The sequence below is a fragment of the Pseudomonas sp. p106 genome (assembly GCF_003936645.1).
Lineage (GTDB): Bacteria > Pseudomonadota > Gammaproteobacteria > Pseudomonadales > Pseudomonadaceae > Aquipseudomonas > Aquipseudomonas putida_E.
The window spans coordinates 47,708-63,333 of sequence record NZ_RHQR01000010.1 but is presented as its reverse complement, the minus strand read 5'-3'; the positions used below and the strand labels follow the sequence as shown (position 1 = coordinate 63,333).

The following is a 15,626-nucleotide window of genomic DNA, read 5'->3' as shown; positions in this document are numbered from 1 at the left end:
AGTTCAGACGAGGTGTTCCATGGATATCATCGAAACGATCAAAGAGCAGATTGCCAACAACACCATTCTGCTTTACATGAAGGGCTCGCCGAATGCCCCGCAATGCGGGTTCTCGGCCAAGGCATCGCAAGCTGTGATGGGTTGTGGCGAAAAGTTTGCTTACGTGGATATCCTGCAGAACCCGGAAATCCGCGCCAACCTGCCTAAATACGCCAACTGGCCGACCTTCCCGCAACTGTGGGTAGCTGGCGAGCTGGTCGGCGGTAGCGACATCATGCTGGAGATGTTCGAGAACGGTGAGTTGCAGACACTGATCAAGGACGCCGCTGCCAAGGCCAAGGCTTCCGAAGCCTGATCTTTCGGCAAGCATAAAAAAACCCGCTCATGGCGGGTTTTTTTATGGGGCCGGAATTTACTCTTCGCCCATCTGCGACTGCAGGTAGTTCTCGATGGTGATCTTGTCGATCAGGCTCAATTGAGTTTCCAGCCAGTCAATGTGTTCTTCCTCGGATTCGAGGATGTCTTCAAGCAGTTCACGCGAGCCGAAGTCACCGACGGTTTCGCAGTGGGCGATGGCGGCTTTGAGATCGACCAGGCCTTTCTGCTCGATCTTCAGATCGCATTCGAGCATTTCCTTGGTGTGCTCGCCGATCAGCAGCTTGCCAAGGTCCTGTACGTTCGGGATGCCTTCGAGGAAGAGAATACGCTTGATCAACTTGTCAGCGTGTTTCATCTCATCGATGGATTCCTTGTACTCGTGCTTGCCGAGCTTGTTCAGGCCCCAATCTTCGTACATGCGTGCGTGCAGGAAGTACTGGTTGATCGCGACCAGCTCGTTTCCGAGGATCTTGTTGAGATGCTGGATGACGCTTACGTCGCCTTTCATTGCGGGTTCCTGCCCTGAGAAGTGTGCCGATACAGGGAAGTTTGAGCCTGATACTTAGGGCTGTCAAACCTAAGTTCTTGAATAATAAGTGAAAATTAATAGGAATAAGAATGTTTGTGAACCGCGTTGGGGTGCTAACTTATTGAATTGTAGGCATAAAAAAACCGGACACGAGGTCCGGTTCTTCGAATTGGGCGATATCAGGCGGCAGTAAATTCCACCGGATAGGGCAGGGCAGCTTGCTGGCTCACCTGAAGCTCGGTCAGGGTCTCGCGGACTACCTGCTTGGCCAGGCACGCGCATTTGCCACATTGGCTGGCGACATTGGTCGCGGCTCTGACGTCCTTGTAGCTGCAGCATCCTTCATAGATCGCATCGCGGATCTGTCCGTCGGTCACGCCGACACAAAGACACACATACATAAAGTCGGACCATCGCTGGTTGAGTCGATGGGTGGAGAGTAATGGTAATGAGAATGCTTGTCAAAACACTTTCTGTAAGTGCCGTGCTTGAGCGACCGGCGGTTGGATTCGGCCTGTCACCGGAAGCCGTGTATGATGGTCGGCCTTTGTTGGATGTCGGGCAAGCCCGCCTTGGCCTGGCAAACGGTTCTTCACCCTCATCAGGAGATTGCAATGAGCGTACTCGTTGGCAAAAAAGCCCCCGACTTCACCGTCCCGGCTGTACTGGGCAATGGCGAAATCGTCGACAGCTTCAACCTGGCCTCGGCCATCAAGGGCAAGTACGGCCTGGTGTTCTTCTACCCACTGGACTTCACCTTCGTATGCCCGTCCGAGCTGATCGCCCTGGACAACCGCATTCCGGACTTCCAGGCCCGCAACGTTGAAGTGATCGGCGTTTCGATCGACTCGCACTTCACCCACAACGCCTGGCGTAACACCCCGGTCAACAATGGCGGTATCGGCCAGGTCAAATACACCCTGGCAGCCGACATGACCCACGAAATCTGCAAGGCCTACGACGTCGAGTCCGAAGGCGGCGTGGCTTTCCGTGGTGCCTTCCTGATCGACACCAACGGCGTTGTCCGTTCGCAGATCATCAATGACCTGCCGCTGGGTCGTAACATGGACGAGCTGCTGCGCCTGGTCGATGCCCTGCAATTCCACGAAGAGCACGGTGAAGTCTGCCCGGCCAACTGGAAGAAAGGCGACAAGGGCATGAACGCTTCGCCAGAAGGCGTTGCTGCTTACCTGAGCGAGAACGCTGGCAAGCTGTAATTGCCGAGCGCATAAAAAAACCGGCCTTCGTGGCCGGTTTTTTTTGCTGCAAGCTTCAAGCGAAAAGCAGAGCGCATGCGGGCTGCTCTTTCTTGCAGCGTGCAGCTTGCCGCTCTGTGCCTCAATCGTTGAAATCGCGCCAGCCGCCCATCTCTTTCCAGCGGTTGACGATGCCGCAGAAGAGTTCGGCTGTCTTCTCGGTGTCGTAACGTGCCGAGTGTGCCTCACGGCCGTCGAAGTCGATGTCCGCGCTCTGGCAGGCCCTTGCGAGCACGGTCTGGCCGTACGCCAGGCCAGCCAGGGTGGCGGTGTCGAAGCTGGAGAACGGGTGGAACGGGTTGCGCTTCAGATCGTTGCGCGTCACCGCCGCATTCAGGAAACCCAGGTCGAAGCTGCTGTTGTGGCCGACCAGGATCGCCCGCTTGCAGCCGTTGGCCTTCAGTGCCTTGCGCACGCCGCGGAAGATGTCGGTCAGCGCGCTTTCCTCGCTCACCGCCATGCGCAGCGGGTGGTCCAGCTTGATGCCGGTGAACTCCAGTGCGGCAGCCTCGATATTGGCCCCCTCGAACGGCTCCACACGGTAGAAGTAGGTGTGCTCCGGGAACAGGAAGCCCTTCTCGTCCATACCGATGGTCACCGCGGCGATTTCCAGCAGGGCATCGGTGGCGCTGTTGAAACCGCCGGTTTCGACATCCACCACTACCGGCAGGTAGCCACGGAAGCGCTCGGCCATCGGGTGGCGTGAACCGCTGCTGGCCTGGCCGTCCTGCTCGTCTTCGTAGAGGTCTTCGCTCACGCGTTGTCCTCCAGCAGGCGCCAACGCAGTTTTTCACCGGCGCGCAGCGGGATCACGGTCTGCTCGCCAAACGGCAGGCTGTCCGGGGCAGTCCATTCTTCACGGACCAGGGTAATCGTGTCGGTATTTGCCGGCAGGCCGTAGAAGGCCGGACCATGCAGGCTGGCGAAACCTTCCAGTTTGTCCAGCGCATTACGCTGTTCGAAGGCTTCGGCGTACATCTCGATGGCCGCATAGGCGGTGTAGCAACCGGCACAACCGCAGGCAGCTTCCTTGGCGTGGCGGGCGTGGGGTGCCGAGTCGGTGCCGAGGAAGAACTTAGGGTTGCCACTGGTGGCCGCGTCCAGCAGCGCCACCTGGTGGGTGTTGCGCTTGAGAATCGGCAGGCAGTAGAAATGTGGCCGAATGCCGCCAACCAGCATGTGGTTGCGGTTGTACAAAAGATGCTGTGCGGTGATGGTCGCACCGACGTTGGCAGGCGCCTCGGTGACGAATTGCGCTGCATCGGCGGTGGTGATGTGTTCGAACACCACTTTCAGCGTGGGGAAGCGCTCGACCAGGCGACGCATGTGTTCGTCGATGAAGCGTTTTTCGCGGTCGAACACGTCGATCTCGCTGCGGGTCACTTCACCATGCACCAGCAACGGCATGCCGACTTCAGCCAGCGCTTCGATGGCCGGGAAGATATTCTCGATGCTGGTCACCCCGGAATCGGAGTTGGTGGTGGCGCCGGCCGGATACAGCTTGGCGGCGTACACGATGCCGCTGGCCTTGGCCGCGCGGATGTCCTCGGGGCTGGTGCGGTCGGTGAGGTACAGCACCATCAACGGCTCGAAGCGGCTACCGGCCGGACGGGCACTGAGGATGCGCTCACGGTAGGCCCCGGCTTCGTCGGCATTGCGTACCGGAGGAACCAGGTTGGGCATGATGATGGCACGGGCGAAAGTACGCGCCACATCGCCAACGGTATGGGGCAGGACGGCACCATCGCGCAGATGGATGTGCCAGTCGTCGGGACGCAGGAGGGTCAGGCGATCGGACATTGGGGATTCCAGGCGGGTCGAACTCAGGCGCCAATGCTACCGGAAAACCCTCGCCCGAGCACGGCTATCAAGTTTTCCGGCAAGCGTCCGATAGCCTGCCTGTAAGCCGTCAGAATTAGTGGAGCCTCCCGTGCGCCAGCGTTACCTAGCCCTGTTGACCCTGTTCGCCAGCCTGCCGGCCGGTGCATTGACCTTCCAGACCCGCATGGAAAACATCGCCTGGAAAGTCGAGGGTGATCAGTTCGAATGCCGCCTGATTCAGCCGATCGATGGTTTCGGCAGTGGTGAGTTCGTGCGCCGGGCGGGGGAGCAGCCGGTGTTCCAGCTGCGTTCTGGCAGTAATGTGCTGGGGGCCGGTTCCGCTACGCTGCTGGCGGCTGCGGCCCCTTGGCAGCCGGGCCGTGGCGATATCAACCTGGGAGCGGTGCGGCTGGTGCGCACTGGGGTGCTGTTCAGTTCATCCCAAGGCCAGGCCAGCCGCTTGATCAATGGCCTGCTCGATGGCCGCAGTACGGTGGTGCGAAGCTATACCGGGGAGGCGGGGCGGCCGATCGAAGTGCGTGTGCTGCCGGTGAGCTTTGCCAAGGCGTGGAGTGATTATCAGGCGTGTGCCGGCAAGATGTTGGCGATGAACTATGACCAGGTGCGCCAGACGCAGGTGGGGTTCCCTGGAGGGGGCATCGACCTGGATGCCGCGGCGCGGGCGCGACTGGATGTGGTCCTGGATTACTTGAAGGCCGATCAGACGGTCAACCATATCGAGCTCAATGGCCACTCCGACAACAGCGGCAATCGCTTGACCAACCGTGATACCTCACGGCGCCGTGCGTTGGCGGTTGCTGATTACTTCAAGGCCCATGGGGTACCGGAGGAGCAGATCACCGTCCGCTTCCATGGCGAACGTTATCCGTTGGTGAAGAACAACAGCGCCGCAAACCGAGCACGCAACCGGCGCGTCAATATCGAACTGGATCGTGTCACGCCGGCCGAGAAACCTGCGGCCCAACCTGTCCAGCATCCGGCCCCAGCGACGGCCCCCGCTACGGCGCCTGCGCCAGGCCCCGCCAGCGCTGCTCCTGTGCCGCCTGCTGCGAAACCTTCCTGACGCTGCAGGGCGTCGCCCCTTTGACAGTTCCTGTCGCTTTGTCGTCAGAAGCTGTCGCCCCACTGTAAATTTATCCGCAACGCCGGTAGAATCGACCCCTTTCCGTACAACCCCGTGGAGTGATGGCATGGCGGACGTAAAAAAGGTCGTACTGGCGTATTCCGGCGGCCTTGATACTTCGGTGATTCTCAAGTGGCTGCAGGATACCTACGACTGCGAAGTGGTGACGTTCACCGCTGACCTGGGTCAGGGCGAAGAAGTCGAGCCGGCTCGCGCCAAAGCCCAGGCAATGGGCGTCAAAGAGATCTATATCGACGACCTGCGCGAAGAGTTCGTGCGTGACTTCGTCTTCCCCATGTTCCGCGCCAACACCGTCTACGAAGGCGAGTACCTGCTGGGTACTTCCATCGCACGTCCGCTGATCGCCAAGCGCCTGATCGAAATCGCCAACGAAACCGGCGCTGACGCCATTTCCCACGGCGCCACCGGCAAAGGCAACGACCAGGTCCGTTTCGAGCTGGGTGCCTATGCACTCAAGCCGGGCGTCAAGGTCATCGCCCCATGGCGCGAGTGGGACCTGCTGTCCCGCGAGAAGCTGATGGACTACGCCGAGAAGCACGGTATCCCGATCGAGCGCCACGGCAAGAAGAAGTCGCCGTACTCGATGGACGCCAACCTGCTGCATATCTCTTACGAAGGCGGTGTTCTGGAAGATACCTGGACCGAGCACGAAGAAGACATGTGGCGCTGGAGCGTCTCGCCGGAGAATGCTCCGGACCAGGCGACCTACCTCGAACTGACCTACCGCAATGGTGACATCGTCGCCATCGATGGCGTCGAGAAGAGCCCGGCCACTGTCCTGGCCGACCTGAACCGCATTGGCGGTGCCAATGGTATCGGCCGTCTGGACATCGTCGAAAACCGTTACGTGGGCATGAAGTCGCGCGGCTGCTACGAGACTCCGGGCGGTACCATCATGCTCAAGGCTCACCGTGCCATCGAGTCGATCACTCTCGACCGCGAAGTCGCTCACCTGAAAGACGAGCTGATGCCCAAGTACGCCAGCCTGATCTACACCGGCTACTGGTGGAGCCCGGAGCGTCTGATGCTTCAGCAGATGATCGATGCTTCGCAGGTCAACGTGAACGGTGTTGTGCGCCTGAAGCTGTACAAGGGCAATGTCACCGTGGTCGGCCGCAAGTCCGACGACTCGCTGTTCGATGCCAACATCGCGACTTTCGAAGAAGATGGCGGCGCCTACAACCAGGCCGATGCTGCGGGCTTCATCAAGCTCAATGCACTGCGCATGCGTATCGCTGCCAACAAAGGCCGCGCGTTGCTCTAAGGCTTCAAACGTATTGCATGAACCCCGGCTTCGGGCTAATGCCAGTCAGTTAGCTTCATTAGGGCTGCTACGCAGCCCATCGCCGGCAAGCCAGCTCCTACAGGTACAGCGCAGGCCGCAAGTACTGCGCGGCCCCTGTGGGAGCTGGCTTGCCGGCGATGGGCCGCAAAGCGGCCCCATATGCTTAACTGACTGGCATTCGGCCCCGGCCGGGGTTTTTGTATGCACTTCCCAATACCCACCTGCCCGACAATCCGTGAAGAAGTTTTCCTCGGCTGCAAGATCGTGTACCGCTCAATTTCTCAGGTGTGTCGCGTTTTCCGGTAACTCACAGACCGACACGCGAAAACACTGCTGTTTGTCCAGATTGCAGTATATCCAGGTGCCCCCTGTAACTTGAGGTTGTGCAAGCGTCCTCAGTACATGTTGCTCGATCATTCTTTGCGCATCAGGGCCCGAGAGCATGACCGTTACAGGTTCTGCTTCGAAAGTTGTCGGTTGCGGCGTACTGGTTGCACCGTCAACGGAAGTACTTTCGGGCTTGTAAAGTGATTTGTAATTGAAGTTGAGTGTCAGGAAAAATAGCCCCGTCAGAAAAAACGGAAAGCCCACTAAAAACCAGGTATAGAGACTCTGACTTTTTTCGCTGAGAAACGGAAGTGTTGCCAGTGCAGAGGCCTCGATGATGCCTGCAAAGATGGCGATGATCGTCATTGGGGCGGTGGGTTGGGCGGTGGGTTGGTTTGCAGCCATGATGTTGGCCTCCTGCGTTTTTGCAATCAATACCCTACCGAGCCGCTCAACCAAATTATGCACCGTTTCCGGGGGGGGAAATTGATCCCGGCATTTCGGAATGTCTGAAACAGGTTTTTATTTTGATGTTGGATTGATTGTTGAATTATGCAGGTTTTCATCTCTGTTTCGAGGAAGAATGCGCTTCTGCGGCTAAACAGGTATTCCTATTGGATGATTAGTTGTGCTTTGTAGGAAAATTCCTAAACCGACGTAAGGTTCATCTATTCATGTGTTTGCGCGGAGAATTGGCGCGCCATAATGCGTGCTGCTCGGTTATGGTGGCGCGTCGTCAAAGCAAATAATGAATGAATGGATATCGCATGAATAAAGTCCTTATCGTGGATGATCATCCTGTCATACGCTTGGCAGTGCGCATGCTGATGGAGCGGCATGGATACGATGTGGTCGCGGAAACCGACAACGGCGTGGCAGCTTTGCAGCTAACCAGGAAGCACCTGCCCGATATCGTGGTGCTGGATATCGGCATTCCCAAGCTCGACGGGTTGGAGGTCATTGCCCGCATGGCCTCGGCAAGCCCGGGCAGCCGGGTGCTGGTGCTTACCTCGCAGGCGCCCGGGCATTTCTCGATGCGTTGCATGCAGGCGGGGGCTTCAGGGTATGTGTGCAAGCAACAGGAGCTCACCGAACTGCTCAGTGCGATCAAGGCCGTGCTGTCTGGTTACAGCTATTTTCCCAACCAGGCATTGCACAAGTCGCGCGGCCGGGTTGGGGGAGCCAGCGAGACGGAGATGGTCGATCGCCTGTCGGCACGGGAAATGATGGTGCTTCAGCAACTGGCCCGGGGCAGGTCCAACAAGGAGATAGCCGACAGCATGTTCCTCAGCAACAAGACGGTCAGTACCTACAAGACCCGTTTGCTGCTCAAGCTCAATGCTCACTCGCTGGTGGACTTGATCGAATTGGCCCGGCGCCATGGCCTGACGTGACCCTGAATACAGATAGCCTCCTTGAGGGAGGCTTTCTCGGTGTCGTTACAGGTCGTAGTCGAAATCGGCGAGTTGCCGTTGCAGGCGCCGCTCTTCGAGGAGGTTGTCAATGGTGCGACGCTTGCTCAGGTTGGTCTTTGCGGTTTCAACCAGAGGTTCGGCGTCGTCTTCAGCTGTGACAAAGTCTTCTTCGATCGACAGTTCGTCTTTATCGGTACTCATGAGTCGCTCCAAGCCAAGGGGCCATTGGCCGTCCTTATAGCGAGAAAGCGAAGTTTGGTAAAAAAGATTTTTTCAATCGGGACGTGCATGAAGTCGCTATCGAATCAATCGTCCGACGTCTTCTGCTTGAACTCGCACAGGTCTTCGATCCGGCAACTGCCGCAACGTGGCTTGCGTGCCTGGCACACGTAACGCCCGTGCAGGATGAGCCAGTGATGGGCATCGAGCAGATAATCCTTGGGTACGAACTTGAGCAGTTTTTTCTCGACTTCCAGCACGGTCTTGCCCGGCGCGATACCGGTGCGATTGCTGACCCTGAAAATATGCGTGTCGACCGCCATGGTGGGCTGGCGGAAGGCTGTATTGAGTACCACGTTGGCGGTCTTGCGGCCAACACCGGGCAGCGCCTCTAGCGCTTCACGGCTTTGCGGAACTTCGCCTCCATGCCGTTCGATCAGCAAGCGGCAGGCTTCGATCACATTCCTGGCCTTGCTGTTATACAGCCCAATGGTCTTGATGTACTCGCTCAGGCCTTCGACCCCCAGTGCGTAGATGGCGTGGGGGGTGTTGGCGACCGGGAACAGGCGGGCAGTGGCCTTGTTGACGCCGACGTCGGTGGACTGTGCAGACAGTGTCACGGCCACGAGTAGTTCGAAAGGGGTGGTGTAAGCCAGCTCTGTCTTGGGGTCGGGATTGTCTTCGTGCAGCCTGCGAAAGATCTCCAGGCGTTTTGCGGCATTCATGGGGTCAACGCTTTCCTTGACGACGTGAGAGGGCGGGGCCCGGGCGTAGACGATTGTACAAGGCCAGCAGCATGCCGAGCAGTATCAGTGCGCCGGGAGCAAGACTGGCCAAGGGTATGCCCAGCCCCTCGGTCAGCCACTGACGGATAACGCCAAGCGACAGGCAGAGGCCCATCAGGCCGGTCATCTGCAGGCAAAGTTGACGCCAGCGGTCCTTGTCTACCAACAGGTGGTCCGTAACCAGGCACTGCAGGCAGATCAGCGCCGGGAAGTAACCCAGCGCCAGGGCAAGCGGCAACGCCCAGGCCCGCAATGCCATCTGCAGGCAACTGACAAGGGCCGCTAGCAGTAGCAGGCTTGCCAGCGTGTACAGCGCACCGCCAAGCCTTGAGCGCACAAGGCACAGCAAGGCCTGGTGAAGCACCGTCAGCACCAGCATGCTGGTGCCGATGACGGCGGCTTGAGTGAGCGTGCGTGTGGCGCCGAGTACAGGCGCAAGGCCTGCCACCAAAAGCCAGAACCTAGTCATGGGCGAGCGTCCCGAGCAGAAGTGCACGATGCTGGTCGAAGTAGCGCAGGGCATCCTGCTGTGCCTCGATCACCGCACGCGAAGTGACCGTCGCGCCGGCCAGTTGGTCGAAGTCACCTTGGTCGCGCTTGAGTGCCCAGCGATCCTCCAGGCGACGGTTGGCAAATTGCGCGAGCCAGTTCACTTGCGGGTCGCTGATGCGTCCTCCGAGCCCCGGGCTTTCCTGATGGTCGATCACTTGTGTGCCGATCAGTCGACCTTGCACGTTTATGGCAATGGTCAAACGGATTGGTGCGGCGTAACCCTGTACCTGGCTAACCAGGACGACGGCTACGGGGGTCGTGCCACGGTCAGCACGGTAGGCGGCCATTATGCGGCTATGCGGCGGTTGTTCTGCAGGGAGTGGCACCGGGGTGCTCAGTGGCTGATTGTCATAGCTGTGGGGTGCCAGCACCGAGAGAAACCGGCGTGCGTAAAACTGTTGCTCGGCCTCGGCGATGGGGGCGCGGGTCCAGTGCTGCCAGGCCAGCGTGCTCGCCAGTGCCAGGCTGCCCACTGCCAGCAGTATCAATGCGCTGCGCACGTGGCGTCTCATGGCCTCACCTGCCGATACCGCAAGGCAAGGCGGTCCAGCGAGGGTACCGCAAGGTTCATCAGCAGGATGGCGAAAGCGGTACCATCGGGGTAGCTGCCCCACGTCCTGATCAGGTAGATCAAAGCCCCTGCGCTCAGCCCGAACAGCAGCCTGGCAACGTCGGTCTTGGGGCCGGAAACAGGTTCCGTGGCAATGAAAAACGCTGCCAGCATGGTCGAGCCGCTGAGCAGGTGTAGCAGTGGTGAGCCGTTGGAGTCCGAGCCGGAGCCATTCCAGGCCAGCAGGCTGAACAGAAACAATCCTGCCAGCAAACCTGCAGGCGCATGCCAACTGAACACCTTGCGCTGCAACAGAAAAAGCCCACCCGACAGGAACGCCAGATTGACCCATTCGATGCCATGGCCGCCAACGTTGCCGAAGCCTGGGTGGCTGGCGAACAGCTCATCGATGGTCAGGCTACGGTTGTGCCTGATGCCGTGGAGTGCGGTGGGCCCAGCCCACGCATCGATCTGCTCGCCATGGGCAAAGACCAACTGCAGACTATCGCTCAAGCCTGGCGCTTGTGCCGGCCAGTGGTTCATCTGCAATGGGAAGCTCAGCAGCACGAAGGCGTACCCAACCATCGCCGGGTTGAACACGTTACGGCCGGCGCCGCCGAAAGCTTGCTTGCCCAGGCCTATGGCAATCCCCGCTGCAATCACCGGCAACCACCACGGCGCCCCGGTGGGCAGGGCGAGGGCCAGGAGCACTGCAGTGACCAAGGCGCTACCATCGCTCAGTGCCGATGTGACCGGTTGGTTGCGCAGCGCCAGCGCTGCCGCCTCGCAGCAAACAGCGGTGATCGCGCACAGCCCCAGGCTCCAGAGCAGGCCCCACCCCAGTAGCCAGAACGAAGCCAGCAGGCCAGGCAGGCAGGCCAACAAGACCAGGCCCATGGCTTTGCGCAGGCGTGGGTCAGGTGGTGCCATGGTCGGGCTCATTGCGTGAATATGCCGTTGAGGCCAGAGAACGCCATACCCATCACACTGGCGCCAAGCAGGGCGATGGGTAGGCCGCGCAGTGCGCCTGGCACCTGTGCGTGTTCGCAGCGCTGACGGAGGTCGTCGAACAACGCCAGCGCCAGCCAGAAGCCAAGCCCCGCCAGAACCCCCCAGCTCAGCGTGGCCAGCCATTCGCCCTGTTCACCTATTGCCTGAAGTGTCAGGCCTAGTGCCATGACATTCCCCAGTATCGGCCACATGAGGCTCTGCGTGGGCCACTGCGGGCGCAGCCTGGCAAGCGTCTGGGGGATGCCCCACGCGAGTAGCGCCTGCCAGGGCAGCAGCAGGAACATACGCAGGTCCTGCAGTTGCCAAGGCGCCACGATCAAGTGTTCAAGCAGTTGGCCGCCGGTGACTGCCAACATTATCGACAACGCGCAGGCCAGGCCGCACACATGTACGCGCAGCCGGGAGGCAGGCTGTCGGTGCAAAAGCAGGTGGCTGACCAGTGCGGCGCTGATCAGAACCAGGACATAGTCGTTCATGCAAATGACGATAGCCGTGAATCGCCTGCGCTGTCCGGCAATGCGCAAGGAGGATGAAAAAGCCCCGGCGGTGAGGCCGGGGCTGAGGGAGGTTACTTGATACGCTGGCCTGGCTTTGCGCCACTGTCAGGGCTGAGCAGGTAGATTTCTTCACCGCCAGGGCCTGCTGCCATGACCATGCCTTCGGAGACGCCAAAGCGCATTTTCCGTGGCTTGAGGTTGGCAACCATCATGGTCAGGCGGCCTTCGAGCCTGGATGGATCAGGGTAGGCCGACTTGATGCCCGAGAATACATTGCGGCGTTCGTCACCGATGTCCAGGGTCAGTTGCAGCAGCTTGTCGGCACCCGGCACCGCTTCGGCCTTGACGATCAGCGCCACGCGCAGGTCGACGGCAGCGAAGGTGTCGAATTCAATCTCTGCCGACAGCGGGTCCTTGGCCAGTTCGCCATTGCCGGCCGGTGCCTGCGCCTGGCCTTCGGCTGCCAGCAGGTCTTCCTTGCTGGCGGCAATCATGGCTTCGACCTTGGCAGGTTCTATGCGGCTCATCAGGGGCTTGAACGGGTTGAGCTTGTGGCTTTCCAGGCGCGACAGGTGGTCGCTCCAGGCCAGTGGCGCGACATTCAGGAATGCCTCGGCGTCGGCAGCCAGCAGCGGTAGTACCGGCTTGAGGAAGATCACCAGTTGGCGGAACAGGTTGATGCCCTGGGCACAGATCGCCTGCACTTCGTCCTGCTTGCCTTCCTGCTTGGCCAGCGACCAGGGGGCTTTGTCGGCGATCCAGGCATTGGCACGGTCAGCCAGGGCCATGATCTCGCGCATGGCGCGGCCAAAGTCGCGGGCCTCGTAGGCTTCGGCGATGCCCGGGGCAGCAGCCAGGAATGCCTCGGTCAGCTCCGGGGCTGCGTCGCCGGCAACCATCACGCCGTCATTGCCTTTGTGGATGAAGCCTGCGCAGCGGCTGGCGATGTTGACCACTTTGCCGACCAGGTCTGAGTTGACCTTTTGCACGAAGTCCTCAAGGTTCAGGTCGAGGTCATCGACGCCGCGCCCCAGCTTGGCTGCGTAGTAGTAACGCAGGTATTCGGGCTGCAGGTGATCCAGGTAGGTGCGGGCCTTGATGAAGGTGCCGCGCGATTTCGACATCTTCGCGCCGTTGACGGTCAGGTAGCCGTGCACGTTGACCGCTGTTGGCTTGCGCAGGCCCGCGCCTTCGAGCATGGCTGGCCAGAACAGGGCATGGAAGTTGACGATATCCTTGCCGATGAAATGGTACAGCTCGGCCTTGGAGTCTTTGTTCCAGAACGCATCGAAGTCCAGTTCCGGGCGGCGCGCGCACAGGTTCTTGAAGCTGGCCATGTAGCCGATCGGCGCATCCAGCCAGACGTAGAAGTACTTGCCAGGCTCGCCCGGGATCTCGAAACCGAAGTACGGCGCATCACGCGAGATGTCCCACTCCTGCAGCCCGGAGTCCAACCATTCGGCGAGCTTGTTGGCCACCGCATCCTGCAAGGTGCCGCTGCGGGTCCACTGCTGCAGCATGGCCTGGAAGTCCGGCAGCTTGAAGAAGAAATGCTGCGAGTCGCGCAGCACCGGGGTGGCACCGGAGATGGCCGACTTGGGGTTTTTCAGTTCGGTCGGCGCGTAGGTGGCGCCGCATTTTTCACAGTTGTCGCCGTACTGGTCGTCAGCCGCACACTTTGGGCAGGTGCCCTTGATGAAACGGTCGGCCAGGAACATGCCCTTTTCAGGGTCGAAGTACTGGGTGACCGAACGGGTGGCAATGTGACCGGCGTCGCGCAGGCGCGAGTAGATCAGGCTGGACAGCTCGCGGTTTTCTTCACTGTGGGTGGAGTGGAAGTTGTCGAAATCCACCAGGAAGTCGGCAAAATCGCTGCTGTGCTCGGCCTGTACATTGGCAATCAGTTGCTCCGGCGTGATGCCTTCCTTTTCGGCGCGCAGCATGATGGCCGAACCGTGGGCGTCATCGGCGCAGACGTAGATGCACTGGTTGCCGCGCATCTTCTGAAAGCGAACCCACATATCCGTCTGGATGTACTCGAGCATATGGCCAAGGTGGATGGACCCATTGGCATAGGGCAGGGCGCTGGTGACGAGAATCTGACGTGGCTCGGACATGGTGGCTCGGCTACTTATCTGGCTCGGGGTAAATTGAAGGTGATCGGCCACTATAAAGGGCTGGCGAATATATTTCACCCCATGGACGCAACGGCTGACGATTGACGGGTTAGGATAGGCGCCTGTTCGATCAATCGTATGCCAATGGGAGCCTCCATGAGTGCCGTCACCCGTGCCGCCGTCGAAGGCGTGCTTCGTCAGTACACCGACCCTTATCTGAACCAGGACCCGGTCAGCGCCGGCTGTGTGCGTGCCATCGACATCCAGGGCGGGCAGGTCGCTGTGCAGCTGCAACTGGGGTATGCCGCCGGCTTGTTCAAAAATGGCTGGGCGCAGGTGCTGCAGACCGCAATCGAGAACCTAGACGGTGTCAGCTCGGCCCAGGTAACGATCGACTGCGTGGTCGCCGCGCACAAGGCGCAGGCCCAGGTGCCGGCCATGGCCAACGTCAAGAACGTCATTGCCGTGGCTTCGGGCAAAGGGGGCGTCGGCAAATCGACCACAGCCGCCAACCTGGCGCTGGCCCTGGCTCGCGAAGGTGCGAGGGTGGGCATTCTCGATGCGGATATCTATGGCCCCAGCCAAGGGGTGATGTTCGGCATCGCCGAAGGTACCCGCCCGCAGATCCGCGAGCAGAAATGGTTTGTACCGATCAAGGCGCACGGCGTGGAGGTCATGTCGATGGCGTTCCTCACCGATGACAACACGCCGATGGTCTGGCGTGGCCCGATGGTTTCCGGCGCGTTGCTGCAGCTGGTGACCCAGACAGCCTGGGATGGCCTCGATTACCTGGTGATCGACATGCCCCCGGGAACCGGTGATATCCAGCTGACCCTGGCGCAGAAGGTGCCGGTGGCAGGTTCAGTGATCGTCACCACGCCGCAGGACCTGGCGCTGCTGGATGCCAAGAAAGGTGTGGAGATGTTCCGCAAGGTCAACATCCCGGTGCTTGGCGTGGTGGAGAACATGGCGGTGCACATCTGCTCGAACTGCGGCCATGCCGAACACTTGTTCGGTGAAGGTGGCGGCGAGAAGCTGGCCGCGCAGTATGGTGTCGAGCTATTGGCTTCGCTGCCCTTGTCGATGCTGATCCGTGAGCAGGCTGACAGCGGCAAGCCGACGGCGATTGCCGAGCCGGAAAGCCAGATCGCCATGGTCTACCAGGAGCTCGCCCGTCAGGTGGGTGCGCGGATCGTGCTGCAGGAAGCGGCAGCACCGGCGATGCCGAGCATTACCATCAGCGAGGATTGAATAAGCGGGGGAGCCTGCGCAGCCTGCATGTTGGCGATGATGCAGCTCCACGGGCGACATGCCCCGCCGCATGAAATGCCGGGGCCGCTTTGCGGCCCTTTACGACCGGTCCGGCGCCCCGGCAAGGCAGCCCTTGCAAACGGCCATAAAAAAACCCGCCAGAAGGCGGGTTTTTTTGAAAGCGAGGAAGCTAAATCGACTTAGGCGATTTGAACTTCTTCAGCCTGCATGCCTTTCTGGCCGCGGGTAGCGACGAAAGTAACAGCCTGGCCTTCTTTCAGGGTTTTGAAGCCGTCAGCTTGGATGGCTTTGAAGTGTACGAACAGATCGTCACCCGACTGAGGGGTGATGAAGCCGTAGCCTTTCTCGTCGTTGAACCACTTAACAGTACCGTTTTGACGGTTGGACATTTTTCTGTCTCCTTGGACAAAGTTGATAACGGTCAGGAAAAACCCTGCCCGGGACTGA

General features: G+C 59.9%; 19 protein-coding genes. 6 read left to right on the top strand and 13 right to left on the bottom strand.

The genetic code is table 11. From position 1 onward, the window contains the following. The first annotated feature begins 19 nt into the window (after positions 1-19). Positions 20-355, top strand: coding sequence for a Grx4 family monothiol glutaredoxin (gene grxD, locus EGJ09_RS14320; RefSeq protein ID WP_012313029.1), 336 nt, complete (start codon positions 20-22; stop codon positions 353-355). Between the two features lie 57 nt (positions 356-412). Here the strand turns inward: grxD and bfr are convergent, their stop codons facing one another. Both bfr and EGJ09_RS14310 read right to left on the bottom strand, forming a co-directional pair. Further along, positions 413-886, bottom strand: coding sequence for a bacterioferritin (gene bfr / locus EGJ09_RS14315; RefSeq protein WP_046787762.1), 474 nt, complete (start codon positions 884-886; stop codon positions 413-415). A 200-nt stretch (positions 887-1,086) separates the two neighbouring features. After that, complete coding sequence (locus EGJ09_RS14310) at positions 1,087-1,308, bottom strand: bacterioferritin-associated ferredoxin (protein ID WP_039601808.1); 222 nt, start codon at positions 1,306-1,308, stop codon at positions 1,087-1,089. Between the two features lie 213 nt (positions 1,309-1,521). On the opposite strand from EGJ09_RS14310, the gene EGJ09_RS14305 reads away from it, so the two are divergent. Next, on the top strand, positions 1,522-2,124 hold the full coding sequence (locus EGJ09_RS14305) for a peroxiredoxin (protein ID WP_012273884.1): 603 nt from the start codon (positions 1,522-1,524) through the stop codon (positions 2,122-2,124). A gap of 121 nt (positions 2,125-2,245) precedes the next feature. Here the strand turns inward: EGJ09_RS14305 and rnt are convergent, their stop codons facing one another. Together rnt and pyrC are read right to left on the bottom strand one after the other, a co-directional pair. Further along, the gene (gene rnt, locus EGJ09_RS14300) at positions 2,246-2,920 is read right to left on the bottom strand and encodes a ribonuclease T (protein ID WP_046787761.1); all 675 of its coding nucleotides are present in this window, start codon (positions 2,918-2,920) and stop codon (positions 2,246-2,248) included. Next, entirely contained in the window at positions 2,917-3,963 is a 1,047-nt protein-coding gene (gene pyrC, locus EGJ09_RS14295; RefSeq protein WP_125924226.1) for a dihydroorotase, read from the bottom strand. Before pyrC ends, rnt begins: the two co-directional genes overlap by 4 nt. A 130-nt stretch (positions 3,964-4,093) precedes the next feature. Between pyrC and EGJ09_RS14290 the strand changes: the two genes are divergently transcribed. Together EGJ09_RS14290 and EGJ09_RS14285 are read left to right on the top strand one after the other, a co-directional pair. Next, a complete protein-coding gene (locus EGJ09_RS14290) occupies positions 4,094-5,068 on the top strand; it encodes an OmpA family protein (RefSeq protein WP_125924225.1) in 975 nt (324 codons plus the stop codon). 127 nt (positions 5,069-5,195) lie between these two features. Beyond that, positions 5,196-6,413 (top strand): argininosuccinate synthase, encoded by a 1,218-nt coding sequence (locus EGJ09_RS14285; protein ID WP_046787758.1) that lies wholly within the window; start codon positions 5,196-5,198, stop codon positions 6,411-6,413. Between the two features lie 294 nt (positions 6,414-6,707). Here the strand turns inward: EGJ09_RS14285 and EGJ09_RS14280 are convergent, their stop codons facing one another. Continuing rightward, positions 6,708-7,166, bottom strand: coding sequence for a hypothetical protein (locus EGJ09_RS14280; RefSeq protein ID WP_115273718.1), 459 nt, complete (start codon positions 7,164-7,166; stop codon positions 6,708-6,710). Between the two features lie 362 nt (positions 7,167-7,528). On the opposite strand from EGJ09_RS14280, the gene EGJ09_RS14275 reads away from it, so the two are divergent. After that, entirely contained in the window at positions 7,529-8,155 is a 627-nt protein-coding gene (locus EGJ09_RS14275) for a response regulator transcription factor (RefSeq protein WP_046787756.1), read from the top strand. Positions 8,156-8,200: 45 nt separating this feature from the next. Here EGJ09_RS14275 and EGJ09_RS26575 read toward each other — a convergent pair whose 3' ends face one another. The 7 genes from EGJ09_RS26575 to metG all read right to left on the bottom strand — a co-directional run bounded on the left by EGJ09_RS26575 (position 8,201) and on the right by metG (position 13,907). Continuing rightward, a complete protein-coding gene (locus EGJ09_RS26575; protein WP_046787755.1) occupies positions 8,201-8,377 on the bottom strand; it encodes a PA3496 family putative envelope integrity protein in 177 nt (58 codons plus the stop codon). Between the two features lie 104 nt (positions 8,378-8,481). Continuing rightward, entirely contained in the window at positions 8,482-9,120 is a 639-nt protein-coding gene (gene nth / locus EGJ09_RS14270) for an endonuclease III (protein WP_046787754.1), read from the bottom strand. Between the two features lie 4 nt (positions 9,121-9,124). Next, positions 9,125-9,649 carry an Rnf-Nqr domain containing protein gene (locus EGJ09_RS14265; protein WP_115273719.1) on the bottom strand — a complete coding sequence of 175 codons (525 nt, stop codon included), beginning with the start codon at positions 9,647-9,649 and terminating at the stop codon, positions 9,125-9,127. Next, positions 9,642-10,244 carry an RnfABCDGE type electron transport complex subunit G gene (locus EGJ09_RS14260; protein WP_125924224.1) on the bottom strand — a complete coding sequence of 201 codons (603 nt, stop codon included), beginning with the start codon at positions 10,242-10,244 and terminating at the stop codon, positions 9,642-9,644. Before EGJ09_RS14260 ends, EGJ09_RS14265 begins: the two co-directional genes overlap by 8 nt. Continuing rightward, positions 10,241-11,212, bottom strand: a complete 972-nt coding sequence (locus EGJ09_RS14255; protein WP_125924223.1) for an RnfABCDGE type electron transport complex subunit D — start codon at positions 11,210-11,212, stop codon at positions 10,241-10,243. The genes EGJ09_RS14260 and EGJ09_RS14255 overlap by 4 nt, the downstream gene beginning before the upstream one ends. A gap of 8 nt (positions 11,213-11,220) precedes the next feature. After that, positions 11,221-11,769: an Rnf-Nqr domain containing protein gene (locus EGJ09_RS14250; RefSeq protein WP_125924222.1), complete on the bottom strand. Its 549-nt coding sequence runs from the start codon at positions 11,767-11,769 to the stop codon at positions 11,221-11,223. 92 nt (positions 11,770-11,861) lie between these two features. Then, positions 11,862-13,907 carry a methionine--tRNA ligase gene (gene metG / locus EGJ09_RS14245; RefSeq protein ID WP_125924221.1) on the bottom strand — a complete coding sequence of 682 codons (2,046 nt, stop codon included), beginning with the start codon at positions 13,905-13,907 and terminating at the stop codon, positions 11,862-11,864. A 156-nt stretch (positions 13,908-14,063) separates the two neighbouring features. On the opposite strand from metG, the gene apbC reads away from it, so the two are divergent. Further along, entirely contained in the window at positions 14,064-15,158 is a 1,095-nt protein-coding gene (gene apbC, locus EGJ09_RS14240; protein WP_115273723.1) for an iron-sulfur cluster carrier protein ApbC, read from the top strand. 200 nt (positions 15,159-15,358) lie between these two features. On the opposite strand, the gene EGJ09_RS14235 is transcribed toward apbC, so the two are convergent. After that, positions 15,359-15,568, bottom strand: a complete 210-nt coding sequence (locus EGJ09_RS14235) for a cold-shock protein (RefSeq protein WP_012273869.1) — start codon at positions 15,566-15,568, stop codon at positions 15,359-15,361. Positions 15,569-15,626 lie beyond the last annotated feature (58 nt).